Genomic DNA, 23,826 nt, shown 5'->3' on the forward strand with positions numbered 1-23,826 from the left:
GCTAAGGAACTGCTACATAATCCTTGATTGTTTAGATATTCGCCTTTGATTATACATTTAAGAGATTAAGGCTTTTTTATAGTAGTCATTATCGCAAAAGATAACTCCTACTATAAAAAAGCCTTAAAACTCATAAAACTATAATGCAAATGCTAGAATATGGGGTTTTGTGCTTGTCATTTTGACCTTGAGTGAAACAAAAGGGGGAAATCTTTTTGCATTTATGAGAAATATCTTGGTAAAGTTACCTAAAATATGAAACTCTTATCAAAATGAAAGATGTAATAATGGACTTAAACTTAACCATCCTGTATGTTATTCTATATACATTTTAATCAACGGAATTTATAGGGCTTTTATTTTCTTTCATAAAATTTAAAATATTTTGATTGTGGTGGTTGATTTTATAGGCATAGGGGTAGCCAAAGGGATATAAGGGCTTATTATTTTGTAATAACGCCACATTGCCTACAAACTTAAATCCTATATCTATCATCATCGCAATAATATTTCCTGTTACATTAACTTCTTGCTTATTAATCGTAAAATCGCTAATAACAATTGATAAATACTTTTTATTCTTTAGCACTCTCTTGCACCCATTAAAAACCTCACTTAATGCTTTTAAAAAACTCTCATAATCCTCGCAATTCTCTAAATTCTCTTTAGAATCTACATTGTATGCCACTACGCCATCTCTTGCACCATTTCTAAATCCCTTATGCGATTTATCAGCCCTAAGCCCTTTAGAATTGTTTTTCAAAATATTAAAATAAGGCGGTGAAGTTACAATATAATCAATGCTTTGCTCATCTAGCGTTTGCAAAAGTTTTTTATTATCCCCTATCTCATAGCTACAATGATTTGCCTTGATTTTTTGTAATCTTTGCAATGCTAAATCCCTATACTCTAGACTTAAATCATAGCCTATGCTTTGCCTTTCTAATAAACTTGCCGCAAGTAAAGTCGTGCCTGAACCACAAAAAGGGTCTAAAACTTTCATATGCTTTTTTGTAAAAAGACTTATAAGCTTTTGTATATCTTTAACTAAAAATGGTGCTGGATGCTTTAGTGCGTCTTTATCAAGGCTGCATTTTTCACTTATCCAAAAACTTGAAGTAAGCTTTAGCCACTCCTTGCCTGTAAGGTCATTTAGTGTATTTCGTGGGTCATACTTGCCAACAGATTCTTGTGTATTCATACAATATCCTTTGCAAACTGCTCTAATCGTGGATATTTTACTTTTACGAGCTTGTCTATATCGCTATATAATAAATATTGCCAATGATTCTTTTTTATAGATTCTACAAACAAAGGCTCTTTTTTGCCTAAAAGCTCCTCTTCTCTATCATTTGGAATCACAATAAATTTAGGTATGCTAGATTCTAAAACGCTATTTCTATGTAAAGCTTCAATAATATTTGTGGAGTTTTCTATCTCAAAAGCATAATGTATTGATTTATCTTTTATAAACAAAATATCAATATACAAAGCCCTTTGTCTTGTAAAATCATCTGTAATAAAACTTAGTTCAAAAATATTAGCATAATCACTTAATTTTTTATTATCAATATTTTCTCTCTGCTCTCTCTTGCCTATGAAAATATCAAAACCTAGCTTTTTACCAATCTTTGCAAGATAGCTTATATAAAGCGTGTGTTTTGTAGCATTTTTAGATTCTAAGGCATTAGGATTATACACCCAAGCATTACTTGATTTTGTAGCAAATTTTTTAAGCGATTTTAATATACTGCTTTCATCAGGCGTTAAGCCATTTGGAAAATTTTTATACACAACATTTAGCATATCATCTAAGCCTACTAGCGCATTTTCTTTTAAGACTTGCAATACAAGCCTATCTACCCTTTGACTTAGTGGAATATCGGGATGTTTTATGTATTCTCTAGGCTCTTTAAACCACCATAAATTCCCTGCTTTTGTTTCTTTGTCTTGCCTTATTGTAAAGATTTTATCAATGTGTTTATTTAACGCAGTTTTAATATCGCCATCGCAATCATCACTAAAAATAAAGCCACTAGAAGTAATGTGGGCTAAAATCGCATCAAATAAAATCTCATAAGGCGTTGGCTCATTACGCAAAGCAATGGCATTAATGGCAATTTCTACAATTTTTTGACTTAGATTTTGTAATTCTATCTCTGTGCTTACTTGTGTGTGTGGATTTTTTATGCAACGCAAATAAAAATCTGTACCTGAAGTGCCATAAGGATTTGCTACTACGCTTTCACCACTGCGGCGATTTTTTGATGGATAACCTTTTGTATAATAAATCCAGCATTTTTAAGCGAATGCATAAAGCTATTCCAAATAGCTATGTCTTTATTGTGAAATGTTATAACCATTTTTCCATCATCTTTTAAGACTCTGTGGAGTTGTTTAAGGCTTTTAGTAAAACGCACTTCATATGCTTTTATATCGCAATTTTTGTTAATAGTAATCTCACTAGCAAAATCTATGTTACCGTATTTCTTATCATAAATCTTAAGCCATAAAAGCCATAAATAAGATAAATCTAAATACTGCACAAGTCCGCCATAAGGTGGGTCAGTGATGATAAAATCTACACTTTTTTCATTCACATAATCTTCTAGTTTTAAGATATTCACAACACCATATTTTAAAGCAAAATTTTTAGAATCTTTTTGCCTATTAGCATTGCTAACCTCCTTACAAAGCAAACTTTTATCCACATATTCATTGCTCGCTAAAAGTGCTGTTTTTACCCCCTGTTTTTCAAAGCAATTCCGCTCAAATAAAAGCAAAGGATTCTGCTCCATTTGCCTTTTTGCACAGATGTAAGCACTCCTGCCCCAGCTTGTGCTAAAATTTCTTTTTGCTCCATCATTTCTTGGCACATTCATTTTGCAACACAAATGCACAATCATTATAAATCCAAACAATAGTTGCTCTTTAGTCTGTGTATTCTTAACTTGTAAAATTTGCTTAAATATCAAAGATAGAATAATCAAATTGCGTTTTGTCCATATGTATTTGAAATTATTACCGCCCACTTGTTTGATAAAATTTGCACTAAAAGAATCACTATCTAAAAACGGCTCATCTATAAAATTCAATCCTAAATCTTGCAAATCAATAGAATCTGCAAATTCTAAAGATTCTAAATCTTTTTGCGTAGCTTCATAATAAATACTTTTATCTGCTTTGCAAATTTCATAAATTTCTCCATTATAATATTTAAAATTATGAAACTCCCCATCATAAGCCCAAAGTTTTTGATAGATAGAATCTTTACGCACATTATCAATAATCTTTAATGCTTCCTTTTTAAAGGCATTAAAATCAAAATGTGTTGTATAAATTTTAAGCAAAAAGCTACTTAAAGGATTAATATCAAAAGCAAGTGTTTTTCTTTTCAACCTTAAAGATTCTAAAGCACTCATTCCACTGCCACAAAAGTGGTCAAAAAATACACCATCTTTTAGCGTATAAGTATCTATATAAGATGCCCAAATGTTATGGGGCTTTTTACCCCAATACTTCATTGCTGTATAAATGGGTTCTCTTTTTAGCTCCACTAAAGCATTGTTTATATCTTCCATAACTCATATTCTCCCAATTTTTTCTTACCTAAAAATTTATACACATTTGTTTTCATTAAATATTAATTCTAAATGCTTTTGTGATTTTTGCAAGATAGTGTGTAAGTAACTAGTGTGTTTGGTTAATGCGATATTACCATTGTTGTACAATACTTTTGTCAAGTTTGCCCTTTTTGTGTTTATTGTATTTTACAAGAAATGGTTGAGAATTCGTCAAATATCATTTTGCAATATATTATAAGTAATCAATAAAAATAGATTTTAAACGCATAAAAATAACATAAGCAAGAGTTACAAGAGAAAAAAGAAGTTATAGAGAATGCTTTAAATGAAGCTAGAAAAGATATAGAGACTATACAAAGGGAAGTTATAGAATCATTGCGAGGGAGTGAAGTATCTGTAAATAAGGATTCTGTCATGTTGAGGCGTGAGCTGGAAACATCTAAACCTTATGCAAGTAGAGATATTTCGCCTACGGCTCAATATGACAAGGAAGCAAGTCAATATAATAACACAATAAAGAATGACAATGAAGCAACTTATAGAATGGAAGTAGAGTTTGATAAACTCGGTATGCAAGAGTTTCAAAGAAAAATAGAGAGTGGGGAAATACAGCTAGATAAACCTACTCAAAAGACACTAGAGAATGCCTATTCACAATATAATCATTTATTACAAAAAGCAGAATTGCTAGAACAAGACTTGCAAAGCTTTAAAGCCTTTGATGATAACAATATCTTAAAGACAAATAGCACTCTTATAGCACAAACACAAAGGGTATTACATCAAATACAAGATGATATTAGCTTTACCAAAGAAGCTATAAAAGATATAGAGAGTGAAATAAGCACAAGCAGTAAGGCTTTAATACCTTTTTTTACAGAATCTACATCGCTTCCTAAAAGGTCAGCTATCCTTTGATAATCATTATAGCCTGTCTCATTTAAGCTTATGTGCATAGCATCATGCAAGTTATCTGCACTTTGTGGGCTTACATAAGGATAGCTTACTCGCTTTGTAAAAATATCTGCCTTTTCTGCTCCTACTACTTTATTATTCTTTACAAGCGGTGCTTTTTCTAATGCAAATATCTCAAAGCTTGTATCATCTACCATTTCAAAGAGTTTAAATCTAGGGGATACCTTTTTATCCTTTGTATAAAAGCTGCCATTCTTACCCACTACTGCTTCATAATCACTATTTAGCTTTTGTCTTAATGCAGAGATTGTTTCATTACTTGCTTCAGAATCTAGCTCTGCTTTTTGTAAGCTTTTTAATGTGCTTTGCAACTGGCTTATCTTTGGGGCTAACTCTTTATATTCAGCTATTCTTTTCTCTATGGTTTCAGGTTTCCAAGTAACTTCTAGTGATTGTAAAATCATTCAATACCCTTAAATATACAAATCTTTCACTAAGATCCTATATAAGATATTTTACTTTGCAACGTGTGATACCTTTTATTAGCTTTTTACACGATAATTATAATCCTGCTACCAATAAAACATAATTAACACAACTCAAAAAAATTTGCTAGTAGCTTTTTGCCTTGGTCTTGCAAAATAGATTCTGGGTGAAATTGTATCCCGTAAGTTTGATAACCTTCTGCTTGTAATGCCATGACTACATTATCTTCACTCCATGCCAATGCCCTGCATTTACCAAGTTTGCTGACATGCAATGAATGATAACGACCAACTTTTAGCGGTGTTTTTATACCATGAAAAAGCGGGTGATTGCTAAAAGTTACATGCGAGATTTTACCATGCTGTGGTGTTTGCATGGGGACTACTTCGCCACCAAAAATATGTGCGATACACTGATGTCCCAAGCAAATGCCTAGAATCTTTTTAAATGGAGCAAAATATTTAATCGCTTCTAAGCAGATTCCAGATTGCAAAGGGTGGCTGGGACCGGGTGCAATAATGAGTGCATCAAAGTTAGAATCTTTTAAAGTCTGTAAAGAGCAATCATTGCGTAAAACGCTAACTTCTACGCCAATATCACGCAGTAAATACACGACATTATGCGTAAAAGAGTCGTAATTATCGATTAAAACTACTCGCATTCTATTCACTCACAGGAATGAAAAGTTGCGGATTCGTATTATCCATACATGCGATAGATTCAAACTGCGTTCGTATATATGCTGCAAATCTTGATCTAGTTATAGACATGCGAAATGGAATGAAATGTAAAATCGGCTTATTTAAACCTTGTATATGAAAGATAGGATTGTCTATATTATTATGCTGTATAGTGTATTTTCTCTCAAAGATTCTGGAAAGATTCTCAAACTCTTCATCAATCTTATTATTAAAATGCCCATCTGGCTCAAAATCATACACCGCTACATCAAGGCAAAGTTGTTTGCTAATATCAAATATAAGTGTTGCGATATTAGAATCTCTATATCCATCACCAGAGCTTACAAGCAAACTTGCTGTAACATTTGGTGGATATAGCATTTTCTTTTGTGTATAAAGTTGCTGTTTTGATAGTGTGTGATCATAGTTATCTGGTCGCAAGGAATACATACCTATCTTTAAAACAGGCAATCTACTCTCCCATAAAGCCCTGCGATACGCCCTTTTTGCAAAGATTTCTTGACTTACGATGATAAAGCCCACTTTCTCACTTATTTTGTTTTCTAAAGTTTGTCTAAAGTCTAGATTCTCATAATCAATAGCCACAGCGATATCTTCACTCTTTAATTCTTCAAGTGCTTTTATAGTTTCAAAATCTGTTGCGTGTAAAACCTTAATAGTAAGTTTTGCGCTCTTTAAGTGTCTGTGTAGATAAATCGCTTCTTTGCAGTCATGCAGCATTGTCTCTTTTGGTTGCAAACGCATATCGAGTATAAGACATATATCGCGTCCAAATGGTGCTGGAAACTGCCCTATATCCGCTTTGATTTGGTTATATATCATGCGTGTTTTTTGTGGCTCACCTGCTACGAGTAAAATATCTCCGGGGAAAATCACTGCATCATGTGTGGCAAGAATAAATTTATTTGCACGATAGATTCCAACAATGCACCACCCAGATTGCTCTATCGTATCGATTTGACGATGTGCATAAATGCTCCCACTTGGCACGCCAATCTCCATAATCTCACCTTGCTCTAAACCAAAGCCACGCGGGATAACAGGGACATTTGGCATACGAAGCAATAGTCTTGAAGCAACCGCATTAGTCTCTGCTACAATCACTAGATTCCCATCACTTTTCTTTGTGGTCTCATAAGAAATTTCAGGGGCATGTATGCTACGCACAATGCGACTTTTTTTGTAGTTTTTGCGTAAATATTCATATACGACATCACCCTCTTTTTCATCTTGTAATACAATGAAAATATCGCTAATATCATCGTTATCTAGGCAAGATTCAAGACGAAAAGTGGAAGTATAATCGCATTCATGGAATCTAAAAGTATTTGGATATTTCTTTGGCAAAAAGCGAGAATCTCTATACAAAACAATATAGAAGTTATTGCTTGAGTAATCATCTAGCACTTTATGCACAAAATTTAATGCAATATCTCCATCAGCTACAATAAGCACATATCTCATCATTCTGCCTTTTCTTAAAATCTCAATCTTAGCATAAATAAAAATCGCTAAAACAAAGCATATATACAAAACCCATAGAATACGGATTCTAAGCCATAAAGATTAGCAATTATAACATAAAACAAACTAAAACAAGTTTGAGAGTGTTTGCTGTGTGATATAAACAATCATCAAAAAACTTTATCATTTGCATATAAAACAAATAAATAAGTAAAAAATACTTGACAAGCTTAGCAAAAAGTTGTATATAATATAGCTTTTTGTTTAGGCAGTATTATGTGGTATTACTTAAAGGAATGATATGGCAAAGCAGCAAATGAATGGCTCAAGAATGCTTATTGAAGCACTACATTTAGAGGGTGTGTCTGTGATTTTTGGCTATCCGGGCGGGGCTGTCCTTAATGTCTATGATGAGATTTATAAGCAAGATTATTTTCGACATATTTTAACAAGGCACGAACAAGCGGCAGTCCATGCAGCCGATGGATATGCTAGGGCTTCTGGTAATGTTGGCGTGGCAATCATTACTTCTGGACCGGGCTTTACAAATGCGGTTACAGGCATTGCTACCGCTTTTACAGATTCTATCCCGCTAGTTGTTATTAGCGGACAAGTCCCTCTCACTCAAATTGGCACAGACGCATTTCAAGAGATTGATGCAGTGGGAATCTCTCGTCCATGCACGAAACATAACTATCTTGTAAAAAGCATTGAAGAGTTACCACGCATTTTAAAAGAAGCCTTTTATATCGCAAGAAGTGGCAGACCTGGACCCGTTCTCATTGACTTACCAAAGGATATTAGCGCACAAATAGGGGAGTTTAACTATCCAAATAGCATTTCTCTAGCAAGTTATAAACCAACAACAAAGGGCAATGCAAAGCAGATAAAAAAACTTGCAAATGCTATTCTAGAATCTCATAATCCGCTTTTTTACATAGGTGGCGGTGCAGTTATCGCAAATAGTTATGACTTAATAAAGAAGCTGCTTGAAATAACACAGATTCCAAGTGTAGAAACGCTTATGGCAAGGGGCGTAGCACAGGGAGATTCTAACTTCTTAGGTATGCTTGGTATGCATGGCACTTATGCGGCAAATATGGCTACAAGTGAATGCGACTTACTCATTAGTTTAGGTGCTAGGTTTGATGATAGAGTAACGGGAAAAGTGAGTGAGTTTGCAAAGTTTGCAAAGATAGCACATATTGATATTGACCCTAGCTCAATAGGAAAAATCATTAATGTAAATTATCCTATTGTAGGTGATTTAAATCTAGTTTTACAAGAACTCATTAAAGAATTACAGGATAAAACACCAGCACAAGAAGTGATTGAAGCAAGAAAAGCATGGCTTACAAAGCTTAAAAAATGGAGTAACTCTCACCCGCTATCGTATAAAGATTGCGATACAAATCTATTAAAACCGCAATGGGTTATAGAAGAGACTGGAAAGATTCTAGGCGAAAATGCAGTTATTATCACTGATGTTGGACAACATCAAATGTGGGCAGCACAATTTTATCCATTTAGCACAAAACGACAATTTATCACAAGTGGTGGGCTAGGGACTATGGGCTTTGGTATGCCAGCGACTATGGGCGTCTCAATCGCCCTGCAAGAAATGCAAAAAGAGAATAAAGAAAGTGAGAGTAAGCAAAAATATGCGATAAACTTTAGCGGCGATGGCGGGATATTAATGAATATACAAGAGCTTATGACTTGTATAGAATCTAATATTAAAACCATAAATATCATACTCAATAATGGCTATCTAGGTATGGTAAAGCAATGGCAGGAATTTTTCTATGAAAAGAGATTATCCCATGTCAAACTCACACAACCAAACTTTAAACTATTAGCAGAGAGTTTTGGTGCATTAGGTTTAGAAGCACATGATAAAGAATCCTTTAGAGAAGCACTAAAAGAGGCAATAAATAGTCCAAAAGTTAGCCTTATTAATGTATGCGTTGATAAAGATGAGATTGTATTGCCAATGGTCCCGGGTGGAAATCCACTCTATAAAATGATATTAGAATAATAAGGAAAACTATGCAAAAGCGAATTATCTGTATCACCGTTGTGAATGAACATAGTGTTTTAGCGCGTATTTCAGGGTTATTTGCAGGTAGAGGTTATAATATTGATAGCTTAACCGTTGCTCCTTTAACAGATAATAATCTCTCAAGGATAACCATCACAACGCGTGGCGATGAAAGGGTGCTAGAACAAATCATAAAGCAACTACACAAGCTTATCCCCGTGCTAAATGTCGTAGAACACAGCGATATTGTTACACAAGAAATTGCCTTGATTAAATTTGAAAATAATGAAAAAATCGGTGCAATCAGTGCCTTAATCAATGCTTCTGGTGGCAAGATTGTAAGCTGGAATGAAAAAAACATTGTCTTTAGTGTAAGTGGTGAAACACAAATGATTAAAGACATTATCACTTCATTGCATAACTTCATGCCAAAAGAAATCGTGCGTAGCGGCGTGCTTGCGATTGAGAGATAGATTTGTGTGTTGTGTTTTGATTTTGCCAATATAGGCCTATATAGCCTGAATGCCGAATCTAGACCATAATTAATCAAATAATATATTTTTTTGTCGATACTACTTCTTTGAAAAAGCAAAGGAGTTTATATGAAATATGTAAGTGTAATATTGTGCAGTATAACTTTATCAAGTGTGGCGTATGCACAAGTTTATAAACGCATACAGCCTAGATTGCCCGAACCCACAAAAGAGATCACAAAAGATTCAAAGACTGGGGCTATGCTTGGTGTTGATAGCGGGTTTAATCTTGTAATGGGACATGATAGCGATAGGTTTGTTGTAGATGCTGGTTTGAAGCTTGGCTATAATCTATTTTTCACAAAAACATGGGGTATGCGACTTTATGGTAGTTATAGCTATAGCTTTAGTGATTTTGTAACAGCATATAGAGATGTAGCAGTTATAAATGATTTATATGCAAATACGCATACATTTTTGTTCAATGCTGATGTGCTATATGATTTTTATAACAACAATGATTTGAAATTGAGTTTGGGTATTATATTTGGCTTGGGTGCTGGTTATGAGCTTGGCGCACAAAAGACATATAGAGGTAATGGGAATTTGCAACATACGCAAAACTATACAAAGAGTGGATTTAAAGCGGTGGCAAATGCAGGCTTCTCACTCACATTTGAAAGCCGACATAGGTTAGAGATTCTCTATCGATACGCAATATTGCAACCTGATTTACGCAATATCGTGAGAGATACCAACAATCCGCCAAATGTAATTCGCGAGGAAATATATAAGCCTCAAAGTCCATTTTCTTTCCATCTTGGGTATAGCTATACATTTTAATTTCTAACATAGACTAAATGCCATAACAACTTGCCATACCAATTAAAAAGAATTTCATCATAGATTCTAAAACCTAAGTGCCTTATCTACATCCTCTTTTTCCTGCAAAATCTTACAAGATTCTATATTGAGTGCGTAAAATTCATCTTTGCTGTATTGCCTAAAATAGACTTCCTTTTGCATTGCCTCTATCCTGCAATATCTAGGCTAATTTGCAATACTTACTCGCATGATTCTGCCATTATAGCTTTCGCCATTTAGCATACTGACTGCGGTTTCTGCGTTTTCATCTTCCATTTCTACAAAGGCATATCCTTTGAATTTATGGGTTGTTTTATCTAGAATCATTCTGCTTGAGATGACATTGCCAAATTGCGCGAATATATCATGCACTTGTTGTTGCGTTGTGGTGTAAGTGAGATTGCCTATATATATGCTTTTCATATTTATCCTTTCTTAATAATTAATCTTAATGATTGATTGCGCGTAAAAACTCTTTTTTTACATACTCTCTTATGTGCGCAAAGTTTGGTAATGCTAAATCTGCGTTTAGCAAGTCATTTTCTGGTGTGCTATCAAGAAATTGCGTTACATCTCTTGTGTCTTTGTCAAGTGAGACTTGCCCTGATAGAGACATTTTTTCATTACCTGTGATTGGATTTTTGATTAAATGCGTGGGTTTTCCCCCTATCTTTGCCCAAGTCATTTTTGTAACTAATCCTACATCATCGCGTATGCCTGAATTATACGCATAGCTCCCTACGCCTAAGCACAAAAACTCTGTTGGATTATAGCCATTTTGTTTGCACCATTCATAGATTTTTTGTGCGCGTTCTGTGCTGATTGCATCACCATAGATAATACGCACTTTATCAAAGCCAAAATATTCATTAACAAGCCGTATCACACCTTTTTTAGCTCTAGAATCTTGTGAGTTTTCATCGCCCGTTAATATTAAAAATGGATCGCCTGAATCTGGTCGCAATACAATGGGCTTTAAACGAGAAGAAATGAGATTATACGCATCTTTATCCCTTTTTAAAGACTCGATAATATCCCATAGATTCCATGTATCAGCTACGATTGATACCATATCATTTGGGAATTGCTGCATGATATGCTTAAAGGTATTAAGCTCATTTGCCTGTCCGCCTAGACACATTACGCTATGCTCACTTGCTGGGATTGAGCCTAGCATACTTACATTACCGCCATAGTTTTCATATACATTTTGTAATGCCATTATAGAATCTGTGCCAGAGAAAAAGAGAACATGTCCTACGCCAGAATTATAGCAGTCCATAATGCCATTCATACCCCGTGCAGAAAAATCATGAAAGTTAAAACTCTCATCAAGATAATAGCCTAAGCAATCATACTCAATGCGTTTAAAGATAGCTGCCTGTGTCGCTACAAAGCATGTCTTCCATAGCATAGAGTTAAGATATGTTTCAATGAAATTTACAAACCAGCAATGCTTGCTTTCAGCACAATGCATTGAGATAATAGGCGTATTATTTGCCACAAATGTCCCCTCTGGGACTGCCCTAAAAGTAATAGGCATGACTTTTGGGAGAGTAAGCCATTTATCAATGAGAAATTTATAAGAAGTGTCATTTGGATTAAGCTTCATAAAATCCGCATAAAGTAGTCTTAGCCCTTCTTCTAGCTTTTTTCTGTCCCATTGTATAAACTCATCATATAAAGATTGAAGTTTATTGATAGCTTGTCGCATACCAAAGGCTACAATATGTCCATTTAAAGATTCTAAAGGCAAACGCGGTTTTCTACAATAAAGCAGACTATATACTTCATCGACATTATTTGGATACATTGCTGCATGTGTGTATTTATAACAATCAGAAATAAAAAGCAATTGTGGGTATTGCATATAAAGCCTTGTGTGTGATTTAAAAGCACATTATAACTAATATTTACTAAGATTATGTTTAGATTCTATGGATAAGGGCATTTGCTTCTTCTAGAATCTTGCTATCAGTTGCAAAGTCAAAATATCTAAATTGTGCGCCACTTTGTAAAATCCCATCAAGTAAATCCCCGCTATTGCGGTATTCTAAGTCAAGCTCTGCGATGTCAAAGCCATTTAATGTTTTTGCAAAGCGGATCAATCGCTCATTTTGTATCTGGTGCGTATAGAGATAGCAATATCCTTTTAAACCATTGCGACTTACACGCCCACGAAGCTGATGAAGACTTGCAAGTCCTAGTCTCTCTGCCCCAACGATTACGATAATGCTTAACTTTGGCAAAGAGATTCCCACCTCAATCATTGTTGTAGCAAGAAGTATCGCACTCTCTGTATTTGCAAACTGCTCTAGCACTTCTTCTTTTTCCTTGTCTCTACCATGTGTGCTAAATACATGTGGAAAATGCTTTATCCAATAGTTTTCCGCATCCTTTAGCGACATGTAGGGAATGGGTGCATAACGAGAATCTTTTATAGGCTTTTCTTTACTTTCATCGGCTTCTTCAATGCGTGGATAAATGATTGCGATTTGATGCCCTTTTGCAAGCTCTGTGCGGATATGCTCAATTAGTCTTTGAAAGCCGCTTTTATCAATGATTCTTGTATCAATGTCTTTTTTAAAGGGGAGTTCTTTAATGAATGAAAAAGAGACTACATTGTTTTTTAGCATTGCCATTGTGCGTGGGATTGGCGTGGCAGAGAATTGTATATTATGCGGTTTTGTGCGACCATGCTCATCTTTCCCCTCTAACATTTGCTCTAATTTACTTCTAGCATTTGTGCCAAATCTGTGTTGCTCATCTGTCATTACTAAGGCAAAATCTGTTAAATCCCCGCTTCTATAAAGCAAGGCATGTGTGCCGATAATAAAATCGCCCTCTAGCGGCTTTTTTCTCTCTTTTGCATTACTTGATGAAACAAAGCTTATGTTTATATGCTTTGGTAGATATTTCTTTGCTTCTTCAAAAAGCTGTTTAGCAAGGATTGTAGTGGGTGCCATAAGCATTGATTTTTGTGGATAGGCTAATATGACACTTGCTAGAATAACCATAGTTTTACCGCAACCTACATCACCCATGACAATGCGTCTGCACGCAAATTCACTTTTTAAATCTTCTTGTATGTCTTTTATGGCTTCTTTTTGTGCGTTTGTTAAGCTAAAAGGTAGGGTTTGTAAAAAAGATTCTAAGTTTCCATTGCAACGAAACTTTGCACGGAATTGTGTTTTCTTTTTACGCAATCTTTGTGTATAGACAAAAATTTCAATAAATTTTAATGCTTCTTGAAAACTCTCTGGTAGGGCTTTTTCTTTACTATATTCTTTAAAAAACTCAAGGTCTGGGTGAAAAATGCGATAAAGTTTATCACTATATTGCTGTGGTATATGTGTGCTTTCAAGGGCTTCTTTTGTGATATGTTTTTGCAGGTCTGCTAGTTTTGTTGTGCGTGATTTAAACTGCATGGTGATAGTATTTGTTGTGCGTGGAATCTTTGGATTTACAAAAGTAGGGGTTAGGGCATTTGTCATTTTATCATGTTGGAATTCAAGCGTTCCTAGCACAAAAAGCGTTTTTGTCTCTTGAAATATTTGTGCGTGATAGGGACGGGCATTAAAGATAATAATGCGTAGAGAAGAGTTAAAATCCTTACAAAAAGATTCTATAAAAAGTATATTGTTATGGAATCTTTTCTGTGTGATAGTAACTTCAAGCACACCCTGCTCACCTTGACTAAACTCGGTGATAGGATAGGTTGTATCATAGGATTTTGGAATATTCTCTAAACAATAAGAAAGCAGAGCATGCAAAGAATCTTGCCTTTATTTTGCTTGTCTTTGATAGAAGATAACATTTGCTTTTGATTCTACTTCTTCTCTTACTTTTTGTTCTGCTTCTTTGGCTTTATTTTTTGATATGTATGGACCGATTAAGTATTTTGACTTCGTAACGCCATCTTCCTCTGTTTTTAATACGCGATAGTTATATTTTGCGATTTTATTTAAAAAGCTTTGAGCTGGAGTTTGTGTGAAAACACCAACTTGTAAGTAATAGCCTTGCTCTGGTGCTTTACCCTGATTCGCGCTTACGACATTATTTTGTGGTTTTGGGATAATATTGTCATTTGGCTTTTTAGTCTCTTTTTCAGAATCTTTTGGCTTAGTAGATTCTATTTTGGCTGGTTCTTGTTTTTTGGGTTCTGGCTTTTTAGCTTCTGCTTTTTTAGGCTCTTCTTTCTTAGCTTCTTCTTTTTTAGATTCTGTATTTTTGTCTATATTCTTTTTATCATTATGTTGCTTTTCAAGATCCCTTAATGCCGCTTGAAAACGCGCATCGTTTTCAAGATCATCGCCTTTTGATGGCTTTGTGCTGGTTGTAGGCATAGAATCAGCGTTTGTAGGCACACCTAATGGCGGGACATTTGACATTGGATTATTTACTTGTGCCTCGCTCTCTTGTGGTTTTAATGAATCTCTGTTTGTATCTAAACCTAATGGATTTTGAGGTGGAGTTTGAGAATCGAGATTATGTGCGTAAGGCAGTGTCCTATCTTTGGGTTCATTTAATGCTAGTCCATCTTTATTTTGATTCTGCGCTGCTTGATTCTGCATATCTTGCAATGGATTATCTCTAGTCATCACCCATGCAATGATTAAAAACACAGATATTAAAATGATGGCTACAATGGTTAAAAGCAATATGGTTTTTGTTTTATTTTTGCTTCCATTGTCATTTTGAAAAATATCATTAACTGCTTTATTGTCGTCTTTCATTGTATAATCCTTTATAGTCTAAAATTTCTCTATTACATGTGTTTCGCCCATGCACCACGCTCTTTTGCATAGACTTCATAGGGCAATGTCAAAATATTAAATTGCGGTGGGACATCATTGCTTGGAAACATACGCCACTCAACAGGACATTTTGAGGCAAGCTTCATAGAAAGGTTTTCTGCAAGTCTTTTTCCTTCTTCTAAATCTGTATGCCCTTTGTGTATGTATAAATGCAAATGACCGGGCGTTTTTGTTTGATAAGCAGTAAAGTTAATAAAGCCTTCATCACGCAACATCAATTGTGCTCTATGATAGAATCTTTGCGGATCTCTGCCATTATAATCAAACACAATATTTTCTACCTTATTGCCACGCAATATAAGGGAGTGCGCGACAATAATTTCTTTGCGAAAATGGGCTTGCATAACTTGGGAAGTAAGCATAGAATCTACCCGCTCAAATTTATCGTAAAATATGCGTCCGTTATGAGAAGTTTTTTGTCCCAAGCCTTTCGCTTTTGTATAGTAATAGCGTGTGTCAATCTTTATTAACTTGAGTTCCATTTCGGTCATTTGCTATTCCTTATGCATTTATACTACTTCATTTAAATTTGTAATTGTAACATGCTTTAAGTAAGTTTTGCATTACAAGTTACAATTACAAGGAAATTTTTCTTATTGCTAATATTACGACTAGAAAATCGCCTTATCATAAACAAGAAATTCCTTGCCAAGTTCTGCTACTTCAGCCTTTATTTTTTGCTGCAAGGCTGTGTTATTAATATCATTTAGAATCTCTGCTATTTTTTCTGCTATCCATGTAAATTCTTTCTCTTTCATACCTCTTGCGGTGAGTGCTGGTGAGCCTATCCTTATACCGCTTGTTACAAATGGAGAGCGAGTTTCACCCGGAACAGTGTTTTTATTGATAGTAATCCCTGCATTACCTAAGGCAATATCTGCGTCTTTGCCGCTAAAATCTTTCTTTAAGAAACTCATAAGCACTAAGTGATTATCTGTCCCGCCACTTACTAAATCAAAGCCCGATTTCACCAAAACTTCTGCTAAAACTTTAATATTTGCTTTGACTTGCTTTGCATAAGTTTTCCATTCTGGTTTTAAATTCTCCCCAAAGCCAATAGCCTTTCCCGCGATAACATGCATAAGCGGACCGCCCTGCATACCCGGAAACACCATTTTATCAATCTTTTGTGCGATCTCTTCATTATTTGTAAGTATCACGCCACCCCTTGGACCACGCAGCGTTTTGTGTGTAGTGGTGCTAACAATATCACAATATGGAAAAGGATTAGGATATTCCCCTGCCACAACAAGCCCTGCTACATGTGCGATGTCAGCCATAAGGATAGCCCCTACAGAATCTGCAATTTCTCTAAATTTCGCAAAATCAAGTGTGCGAGTATAAGCTGAAAATCCACATACAATAATATTTGGCTTCACAACCTTTGCATACTCCATAACCTTATCATAATTAATATAGCCATCAAGCTCAACACCATAAAAAAAGCTTTGATACATTTTACCACTCATGCTAACTTTCGCACCATGTGTTAAATGCCCACCATGACTTAAATCCATGCCTAGTATCTTATCATAAGGTTTAAGCAGTGCCCCATAAATTGCTGCGTTTGCTTGACTACCTGAATGTGGCTGGACATTTGCATATTTACAACCAAAAAGCTTTTTTGCCCTCTCAATCGCTAAAGATTCTATAGAATCTACAAATTCACAACCACCATAATATCTCTTGCCCGGATAACCCTCTGCATATTTATTTGTCAAAATGCTGCCCATAGCTTCCATAACACTTGGAAAAGTGTAGTTTTCACTTGCAATCATTTCTAAATGCTCGTTTTGTCGTTGTAACTCTTTTTGTATCAAAGAAAAAATTTCAGAATCTGTTGTTTGCATTGTATAACTCATGCTTGCTCCTCTTTATTAATAGAATTGTAATTTTCACTCACTGGCTTCATCGCAGGGAATAAAAGCACATCTTTGATAGACTTATTATTTGTTAAAAGCATAACAAGCCTATCAATGCCTATACCTTCCCCTGCAGTAGGTGGCATACCATGCCCTAAAGCCCATACATAATCTTCGTCCATATATTGTGCCTCTTCATCGCCCTTTTCTTTTTCGGCTACTTGTGCCTTAAATCGCTCAAGTTGGTCTAGCGGGTCATTAAGCTCTGAAAAACCATTAGCAAGCTCTCTGCCACCGATAAAAAACTCAAATCTATCCGCAATATTTGAATGTATGTCATTTCGCCTTGCAAGTGGGCTAATCTCAATGGGATATTCTGTGATAAAAGTTGGATTAATAAGCTTAGATTCTACAAAATTATCAAATGCTTCACTGAGTAGTTTATCATGGCTTAAGCCCTCTTCTATCTTTATATTATTTTGTTTCAAAAACGCATGGAGTTTATCTCTATCTTCAATTATATCTTTGTCTATATTGCCTATTTTTGCTAAAGATTCTCTATAAGTCATAACGCTAAATTGTGTGAAATCAATCAGCATATCGCCAAAAGGCAGCTGCTTTGGTAGGTTGAGAGAATCTAAGAGATAATCAAACAATTCTTTAGTAAGTGTGATTAAGTCATTATAAGTATGATATGCCCAATAAAACTCAATCATGCTAAATTCAGGGTTATGACTATGATCTATGCCTTCATTACGAAAATTTCTATTAATCTCAAATACCGCTTCAAAGCCCCCTACAACAAGTCGCTTTAAATACAACTCTGGGGCAATGCGTAAATATCTCTCTACATCAAGGGCATTATGATGAGTGATAAAAGGTCGTGCGTTTGCACCACCGGGGATTGGGTGCAACATAGGCGTTTCAACTTCTAAGAATCCCCTATTTTCAAAGAATTTACGCACACAAGAGACTATCGCACTACGCATACGAAAAGTCTCTTTTACCTCGCGATTTACAATTAAGTCTAAATATCTTTGTCGATAGCGAAGCTCAATATCACTTAATCCATGAAACTTTTCTGGTAATGGCACAATAGCTTTTGTTAGAATCTTAAACTCTAAAGCATGCAGACTAAGCTCCCCTGTCTTTGTAACAAAGGGGAAACCATACACATTTACAATATCTCCAACCTCTAAATTTTTCTTTAGAATCTTAAAGAGATCGCCTAGCTCATTTTGTGAGAAATAAATCTGTAAAATCGCATATTCATCTTCAATTTTTATAAAACTTGCCTTACCCATAAGACGCAAAAACTTTACTCTGCCTTTTACCCATACTTTCGAGTCTTCATCTTTTTTTTCATCAGATTCTAGATTTTTTAGGGAAGCAAATTTTTCTAAAAAGCTTTTATTATCAAGGCTTACTTCACAATCATTTCTATATGGATTTAGATTCTCTTCTCTTAGTGTTTGTGCTTTTTCAATTCTTTGCTGAATATAGATATTATCAAACATGTATTCTCCTTATAAATTTATTTTATTACGCTTTTTACCACTTCACTAGCGGCTTTTGTGGCTGCCTTTTTTAGCTGTCTCTTCAACTTCTACATATTGTTTTTGTAAATCTTGCAAAGCTTCTATACTCATAATTTTTTCCGCAACTTCATACATTATAGGATAACTTCTTGTGCCTTCAGTTAAGTTTTTAATGGGATCTTTTAAGAATCCAACTTGTGTCAGCCCATATACAACAACGCATAAAATCACAAAATATTTTAACGCCGAAAATACATAACCACCAAAATAATTTATAATCGCAATCTCTGGTAAAATCACAACAAAACGCGCGACAATAACACCAAGCACAAGAAAGCCAATCCACACAAGCGCAAGGATAAGGATAAAAGCAAACATTAATAAAATATGCCTATTCTCAAAGCTTAATCCGACTAACTCAATATATTTTGCTCCATCAATGCAATATTTAGAGGCAAAGTAGATTCCAAGCACAACGCCAAGAACGCCCATAATCTCATGGATAAGCCCATTTTTAAGCCCACGCAATCCAAGCACAGCGACAATAATTATAACAGCAATATCTACATAATGCTTTGTTTCCATATAGAATCCTTAAATCTTTTTAGTTTAAACTTGTGCGAACTTCTTCTAAAATTTCCATAACGCCATTTTTCTTTAGCGTATTAATCATATCTTGCAATGCGTATTCTACCTCACCTTTATTGCATACACGAGTTTCAGTAAGCACTTTTGAAGCGTCCAAATTCCCTACAACACACTGAATCTCTATTTCTTTTGAATCTAAAATCTGTGCGTGTATGCCAATAGGTGATTGACAGCCACCACCAAGCAATTGTATAAAAGCTCTCTCAATATTACAGCATAACGCACTTTTAGAATCATGCAAAGATTCTAAAATTTTCATAATCGCTTGATCTCTAAAATCTGGCGAATACTTAGGATCTCTACACTCAATGCCAAGTGAGCCTTGCCCCATAGCGGGGATAAATTGATTTATCTGTAAATGCGAGATAAAGCCAATATCATCTTTCAAATCAAGGCGATTTAACCCCGCACTAGCAAGGATAATCGCATCAAATTCACCCTTACGCAATTTCTCTAATCGTGTCTGCACATTGCCCCTTAGGCTTTGTGTGTCTAAATCCTGCCTTATACGCTTTAGCTGCATGCTACGGCGAAGTGAAGTCGTGCCGACCTTTGCACCCTGTGGCAATGAAGCAATATCTGCGTATTTTTCACTTACAAAGCAATCTCTAGCATCTTCTCTTTGCGTGATAGAAACAAGCATTAATTCTGGTGGAATAGCAATGGGAACATCTTTTAGCGAATGCACAGCAAAGTCAATCCCACCACTTAACAATTCATTCTCTAACTCTTTTGTAAAAAGTCCCTTGCCGCCTATTTTTGCAAGCGGTGCATCAAGGATTTTATCGCCCTTTGTTTTGATAGTTTTTAGCACAACTTGAAAGCCAAGCGATTCTAATTTTTCTTTGATATGATTTGCCTGCCATAAGGCTAAGAGAGACCCCCTTGTGCCAAGCACAAGCGGCTTTTCTTGCACCACATCGCTATAACGCTTTGCTATCATACTATCCTCCCAAATAAAACGCATATCATATTATAATATATAATTTTCAAAAAATAAAGCTGTGGTTTATAGAGTTTGATTTAAAAGTGAGTTATTTATGCCAAATTTTACATGTCATGCAGTATGCTAGGTTCCATAATATTACGCTTAGAATCTTAAATTTATTGTAGCAATTATTTCAACTCCGCCCAAGTATTGCCTATGGATAGGTTACATACAAGTGGCACTTTTAGTTTATAGATATTTTCCATAATCTCTTTTAACTCTTTGCTTAAAGATTCTATAATGCTATTTTTTACTTCAAAAATCAATTCATCATGGACTTGTAAAAGCATAAAGCAGTCATTATGTAAAGATTCTATTTTCTTATAAATCTCATTCATACTAAGCTTTATTAAATCTGCGGCACTGCCTTGGAAGATAGTATTTACACCTTCTCGCAAAAAGTTTGCCCTCATAAATTCAGTCGCACTAAAAAAGTCAAAATACCTTTTTCGCCCAAGTAGAGTCGTGCTATATCCATTTTTAAGTATAGAATCTTTTTGAGATTCTAAAAACTGCTTGACACTAGGAAATGTCGCAAAATAGTCTTCGATATACTGCCTTGCTTCAGTTTGTGTGATATTTAGCGTTTGTGATAGCTTCCTTGCACCCATACCATAGATTAAACCAAAGTTAATGGACTTTGCTATGCTTCTTAAAAGTGAAAAGTCTTTATTAGAATCTTTAAAAAGCAATTTTGCCGTTTCTGCGTGAATATCAGCATTATTATGAAAAGATTCTAATAGCACTTTATCCCCGCTAAAATGTGCTAATAATCGCAACTCAATCTGTGAGTAATCAAGGCTTAAAAGCTTATATCCATCTCTACTTACAAAGCCCTTGCGGATACTTCTACCCATCTCACTACGCACGGGGATATTTTGAAGATTTGGGGATTTTGAGCTTAGTCTGCCTGTATTTGTGCCTGTTTGTAGAAAAGTCGTATAGATTCTATTCTCATTTTTACCTAACTTTAATATAGGCTCAATATAGGTGCTAAAAAGCTTGAAAATCTCCCTATACTCAAGTAATAAAGGCACAACCGGGTGAGAATCTTTTAAGGCAAGTAATGTAGCCTCATCAGTGCTATATCCACTTTTGCCCTTTCTTTTTGCATCAAGCTTTAATGTATCAAATAGAATCTCTGCTACTTGCTTTGGTGAGTTGAGATTGAAAGATACCCCAGCTTTTTCATAGATTTCTTGCTGTAATTGCTGCAAGGTGTGGCTAAAAGTAGTCTTTAGATTCTTAAAATATGAATAATTGATAGCAATACCGCAATCCTCCATAGCACAAAGTGTGCGTATAAAAGGAAACTCTAAGTCTTTAGCAAGTGTGAATAAATGCGGATAAAGCGTATTTTTAAAATGAAAATAAAGCTGAAAAGTAGCCGCTGCATCTTCTGCTGCATAGTTACTCGCCGTCTCTATATCAATAGAATCAAAGGTAGCTTTCTTGGGGACAATATCGCTGAAGGCTATCATATTGTGATTAAAATGCTTTTTCATAAGATTATCTAAACTCACGCTTTGACTTGGGTCATCAAGCCATGCAAGTAGCATAGAATCTTGTGGTATATGTGTGGGTTTTATACCAAAATTATGCCATGCTATATGTAAATCAAACTTGATATTATGCCCTATAAGTGGGTAGCTAAAGAGTATTTCTAAGGCTTTTTTTGCGTCGCTTTGAGAGATTTGTGCGGGGGCATTTGTTGTATCATTATCTGCAGAATCTTTACTCATTGTCGTATCATCAAATAGTGAGAATGTAGGCTTTGCTTCTTCTGTGCTAAAAAGATTCTGTGATATGCTTTGAGATTTCATAACTTCATATTTGGATTTTTCACGCTTTATCCCACCATGTAAAAATGGCACATAATAAGCATTCAATCCATCAAAGCAAAAGCTAAATCCTACCATGTCCGCCACTCTTACATCTAAGCCATTTGTTTCACAATCAAATGCAACTAAATTTCCTTTTGGGATAGATTCTAATAGATTAAAAAGCTCTTTAGAATCTGTGATTAAATGGGGGGTATATTGAAATGTTAGATTTTGTAGATTCTGTGTCAAATTTGTGTGGGCTGCTAGATTATTGTCATATTGAGTGCGTAAGCACGAAATATCTCTTTTCGATTCCATGCTAGATGTTTCGCTACACTCAACATGACAAATATTAGAATCTAGATTCTCTATTGTATTTGAGTGTATTGCTAAATTTTGCTTAGTTTTCATATTAGATTCTAACTTGTCATTTTGAGTGTTAAGCGAAAAATCTTTACTTGAATTTAAACTTTGAGATGTTTCGCTTTCGCTTCGCTCAAGCTCAACATGACAATTATTGGAATCTAGATTCTTGCTATCTTGCGACCTAAATCCTGCTCTCTGCTCAAATGGATTAGCACCTATATCCCCCAAAGGTATAGTTTCTACATATTGCGTATTATTTTTGCGTCTTGGCAGTATCTTTTGTAAAATCCTGTGTAATTCATAGGATTCTAACTCATCTTTGATAGTCAGCAAAGGTGAAGTCTCAAACTCATTCTTCTTACTTAAAAAATCATAATTTTGTAATAAATCCGTGCGTAAAGTTACAAGATTCCTACTTATAAAGGCTTGTTCTTTATGTTCTTTTATAAGTCCTGCTGTGCGTTTGCCAAGCAGTGATACTATATTTTCATAATCTTTTTCTATATTTTCATATAAAGATTCTAAGCTTTTAAAATGTGCTAAAATGCTTTGTGCGCCCTTTGGACCAATGCCCTTAATCCCGGGTACATTATCACTAGAATCCCCAACAATACTTTGATACATGATAAAATCATTTGGCAAAACACCAAATTTTTCATAACATTCTTTTTGCGTGATAGCTTGTTTTTTCGCATAATCAAAGATATAAATCCCCTCACTTATCAGCTGATACAAGTCTTTATCATGGCTAATAATTTGTGTTTCATAACCATCTTTTTTAGCAAGGGTAGCAAGGGTAGCTATGCAGTCATCAGCCTCATAGCCTTGCAGTGAGAGCGTAGGAAGTCCCATTTTCTCTAGCCACTCTATTGCCACAGGGAGTTGTGCTAAAAGGTCTTGCGGGGCTTCTTTTCTATTCGCCTTATATTGTGGATAAAACTCTTTTCGCCTATTTGTCCCACCGCCCTCAAGTGTGAAAATAATACATGAATCTTTATGTTCTTTATAGAGATTGAAAATAAGTGTCGCAAAGCCAGTTAGCAAGGAAGTTGGAAAATGCTTTGAGTTATGCAATGGTGGCAGGGCATAATAACTACGAAAAAAGAAACCAAAAGTATCAACGAGTATAACTTTTGAGAGATTACTTTGCATGTTATTCCTTTGTGTGTGAGGTTGGAATATTTTATTTTGTGTATATAGAGATTCTGTTTTGTAGTGTTAGAATCTAGAACTACAAAGCTACATTATAGCATAAA

General features: G+C 35.0%; 19 protein-coding genes. 3 read left to right on the top strand and 16 right to left on the bottom strand.

Translation table 11 applies throughout. The annotated features are described in order from the left end of the window. Nucleotides 1–331: 331 nt before the first annotated feature. The 6 genes from C6H08_RS08195 to C6H08_RS08220 form a co-directional block, all read right to left on the bottom strand. On the bottom strand, nucleotides 332–1,201 hold the full coding sequence (locus C6H08_RS08195) for a DNA methyltransferase (protein ID WP_034580120.1): 870 nt from the start codon (nucleotides 1,199–1,201) through the stop codon (nucleotides 332–334). Further along, complete coding sequence (locus C6H08_RS08200; RefSeq protein ID WP_034580119.1) at nucleotides 1,198–2,199, bottom strand: hypothetical protein; 1,002 nt, start codon at nucleotides 2,197–2,199, stop codon at nucleotides 1,198–1,200. Before C6H08_RS08200 ends, C6H08_RS08195 begins: the two co-directional genes overlap by 4 nt. A 38-nt stretch (nucleotides 2,200–2,237) precedes the next feature. Beyond that, the gene (locus tag C6H08_RS08205) at nucleotides 2,238–3,581 is read right to left on the bottom strand and encodes a DNA methyltransferase (RefSeq protein WP_034580118.1); all 1,344 of its coding nucleotides are present in this window, start codon (nucleotides 3,579–3,581) and stop codon (nucleotides 2,238–2,240) included. A gap of 785 nt (nucleotides 3,582–4,366) precedes the next feature. Further along, nucleotides 4,367–4,963 carry a hypothetical protein gene (locus tag C6H08_RS08210; protein ID WP_034564188.1) on the bottom strand — a complete coding sequence of 199 codons (597 nt, stop codon included), beginning with the start codon at nucleotides 4,961–4,963 and terminating at the stop codon, nucleotides 4,367–4,369. Nucleotides 4,964–5,088: 125 nt separating this feature from the next. Continuing rightward, nucleotides 5,089–5,646 (bottom strand): anthranilate synthase component II, encoded by a 558-nt coding sequence (locus tag C6H08_RS08215; RefSeq protein ID WP_034564808.1) that lies wholly within the window; start codon nucleotides 5,644–5,646, stop codon nucleotides 5,089–5,091. A 1-nt stretch (nucleotide 5,647) separates the two neighbouring features. Further along, entirely contained in the window at nucleotides 5,648–7,150 is a 1,503-nt protein-coding gene (locus C6H08_RS08220) for a TrkA C-terminal domain-containing protein (RefSeq protein WP_034564190.1), read from the bottom strand. A gap of 301 nt (nucleotides 7,151–7,451) precedes the next feature. On the opposite strand from C6H08_RS08220, the gene C6H08_RS08225 reads away from it, so the two are divergent. The 3 genes from C6H08_RS08225 (at nucleotide 7,452) to C6H08_RS08235 (ending at nucleotide 10,507) form a co-directional block, all read left to right on the top strand. After that, nucleotides 7,452–9,188, top strand: a complete 1,737-nt coding sequence (locus tag C6H08_RS08225; RefSeq protein WP_034564192.1) for an acetolactate synthase large subunit — start codon at nucleotides 7,452–7,454, stop codon at nucleotides 9,186–9,188. Between the two features lie 11 nt (nucleotides 9,189–9,199). Beyond that, nucleotides 9,200–9,664 (top strand): acetolactate synthase small subunit, encoded by a 465-nt coding sequence (gene ilvN / locus C6H08_RS08230; RefSeq protein ID WP_034564194.1) that lies wholly within the window; start codon nucleotides 9,200–9,202, stop codon nucleotides 9,662–9,664. Nucleotides 9,665–9,793: 129 nt separating this feature from the next. Continuing rightward, nucleotides 9,794–10,507 (top strand): outer membrane beta-barrel protein, encoded by a 714-nt coding sequence (locus C6H08_RS08235; protein ID WP_034564196.1) that lies wholly within the window; start codon nucleotides 9,794–9,796, stop codon nucleotides 10,505–10,507. Nucleotides 10,508–10,714: 207 nt separating this feature from the next. On the opposite strand, the gene C6H08_RS08240 is transcribed toward C6H08_RS08235, so the two are convergent. The 10 genes from C6H08_RS08240 to polA form a co-directional block, all read right to left on the bottom strand. Continuing rightward, nucleotides 10,715–10,951, bottom strand: coding sequence for an RNA recognition motif domain-containing protein (locus tag C6H08_RS08240; protein ID WP_004084373.1), 237 nt, complete (start codon nucleotides 10,949–10,951; stop codon nucleotides 10,715–10,717). Nucleotides 10,952–10,976: 25 nt separating this feature from the next. Beyond that, nucleotides 10,977–12,398: a nicotinamide phosphoribosyltransferase domain-containing protein gene (locus tag C6H08_RS08245; RefSeq protein ID WP_034564198.1), complete on the bottom strand. Its 1,422-nt coding sequence runs from the start codon at nucleotides 12,396–12,398 to the stop codon at nucleotides 10,977–10,979. Between the two features lie 58 nt (nucleotides 12,399–12,456). Beyond that, complete coding sequence (gene recG / locus C6H08_RS08250; RefSeq protein ID WP_034564200.1) at nucleotides 12,457–14,301, bottom strand: ATP-dependent DNA helicase RecG; 1,845 nt, start codon at nucleotides 14,299–14,301, stop codon at nucleotides 12,457–12,459. Between the two features lie 12 nt (nucleotides 14,302–14,313). Beyond that, complete coding sequence (locus C6H08_RS08255) at nucleotides 14,314–15,264, bottom strand: SPOR domain-containing protein (RefSeq protein WP_034564203.1); 951 nt, start codon at nucleotides 15,262–15,264, stop codon at nucleotides 14,314–14,316. A gap of 32 nt (nucleotides 15,265–15,296) precedes the next feature. Then, nucleotides 15,297–15,836, bottom strand: a complete 540-nt coding sequence (locus C6H08_RS08260) for a DUF1882 domain-containing protein (protein ID WP_034564205.1) — start codon at nucleotides 15,834–15,836, stop codon at nucleotides 15,297–15,299. A gap of 120 nt (nucleotides 15,837–15,956) precedes the next feature. Further along, entirely contained in the window at nucleotides 15,957–17,207 is a 1,251-nt protein-coding gene (locus tag C6H08_RS08265) for a serine hydroxymethyltransferase (RefSeq protein WP_034564207.1), read from the bottom strand. After that, nucleotides 17,204–18,724, bottom strand: a complete 1,521-nt coding sequence (lysS, locus tag C6H08_RS08270; RefSeq protein WP_034580117.1) for a lysine--tRNA ligase — start codon at nucleotides 18,722–18,724, stop codon at nucleotides 17,204–17,206. The genes C6H08_RS08265 and lysS overlap by 4 nt, the downstream gene beginning before the upstream one ends. A 45-nt stretch (nucleotides 18,725–18,769) precedes the next feature. Beyond that, a complete protein-coding gene (locus C6H08_RS08275; RefSeq protein WP_233708543.1) occupies nucleotides 18,770–19,330 on the bottom strand; it encodes a CvpA family protein in 561 nt (186 codons plus the stop codon). Nucleotides 19,331–19,349: 19 nt separating this feature from the next. Next, nucleotides 19,350–20,336, bottom strand: a complete 987-nt coding sequence (gene hemC, locus C6H08_RS08280) for a hydroxymethylbilane synthase (protein ID WP_034580116.1) — start codon at nucleotides 20,334–20,336, stop codon at nucleotides 19,350–19,352. Nucleotides 20,337–20,509: 173 nt separating this feature from the next. After that, complete coding sequence (gene polA / locus C6H08_RS08285; RefSeq protein WP_104686167.1) at nucleotides 20,510–23,722, bottom strand: DNA polymerase I; 3,213 nt, start codon at nucleotides 23,720–23,722, stop codon at nucleotides 20,510–20,512. Nucleotides 23,723–23,826: the final 104 nt, after the last annotated feature.

The sequence above is a fragment of the Helicobacter bilis genome, assembly GCF_900198365.1.
GTDB classification, from domain to species: domain Bacteria; phylum Campylobacterota; class Campylobacteria; order Campylobacterales; family Helicobacteraceae; genus Helicobacter_A; species Helicobacter_A bilis_B.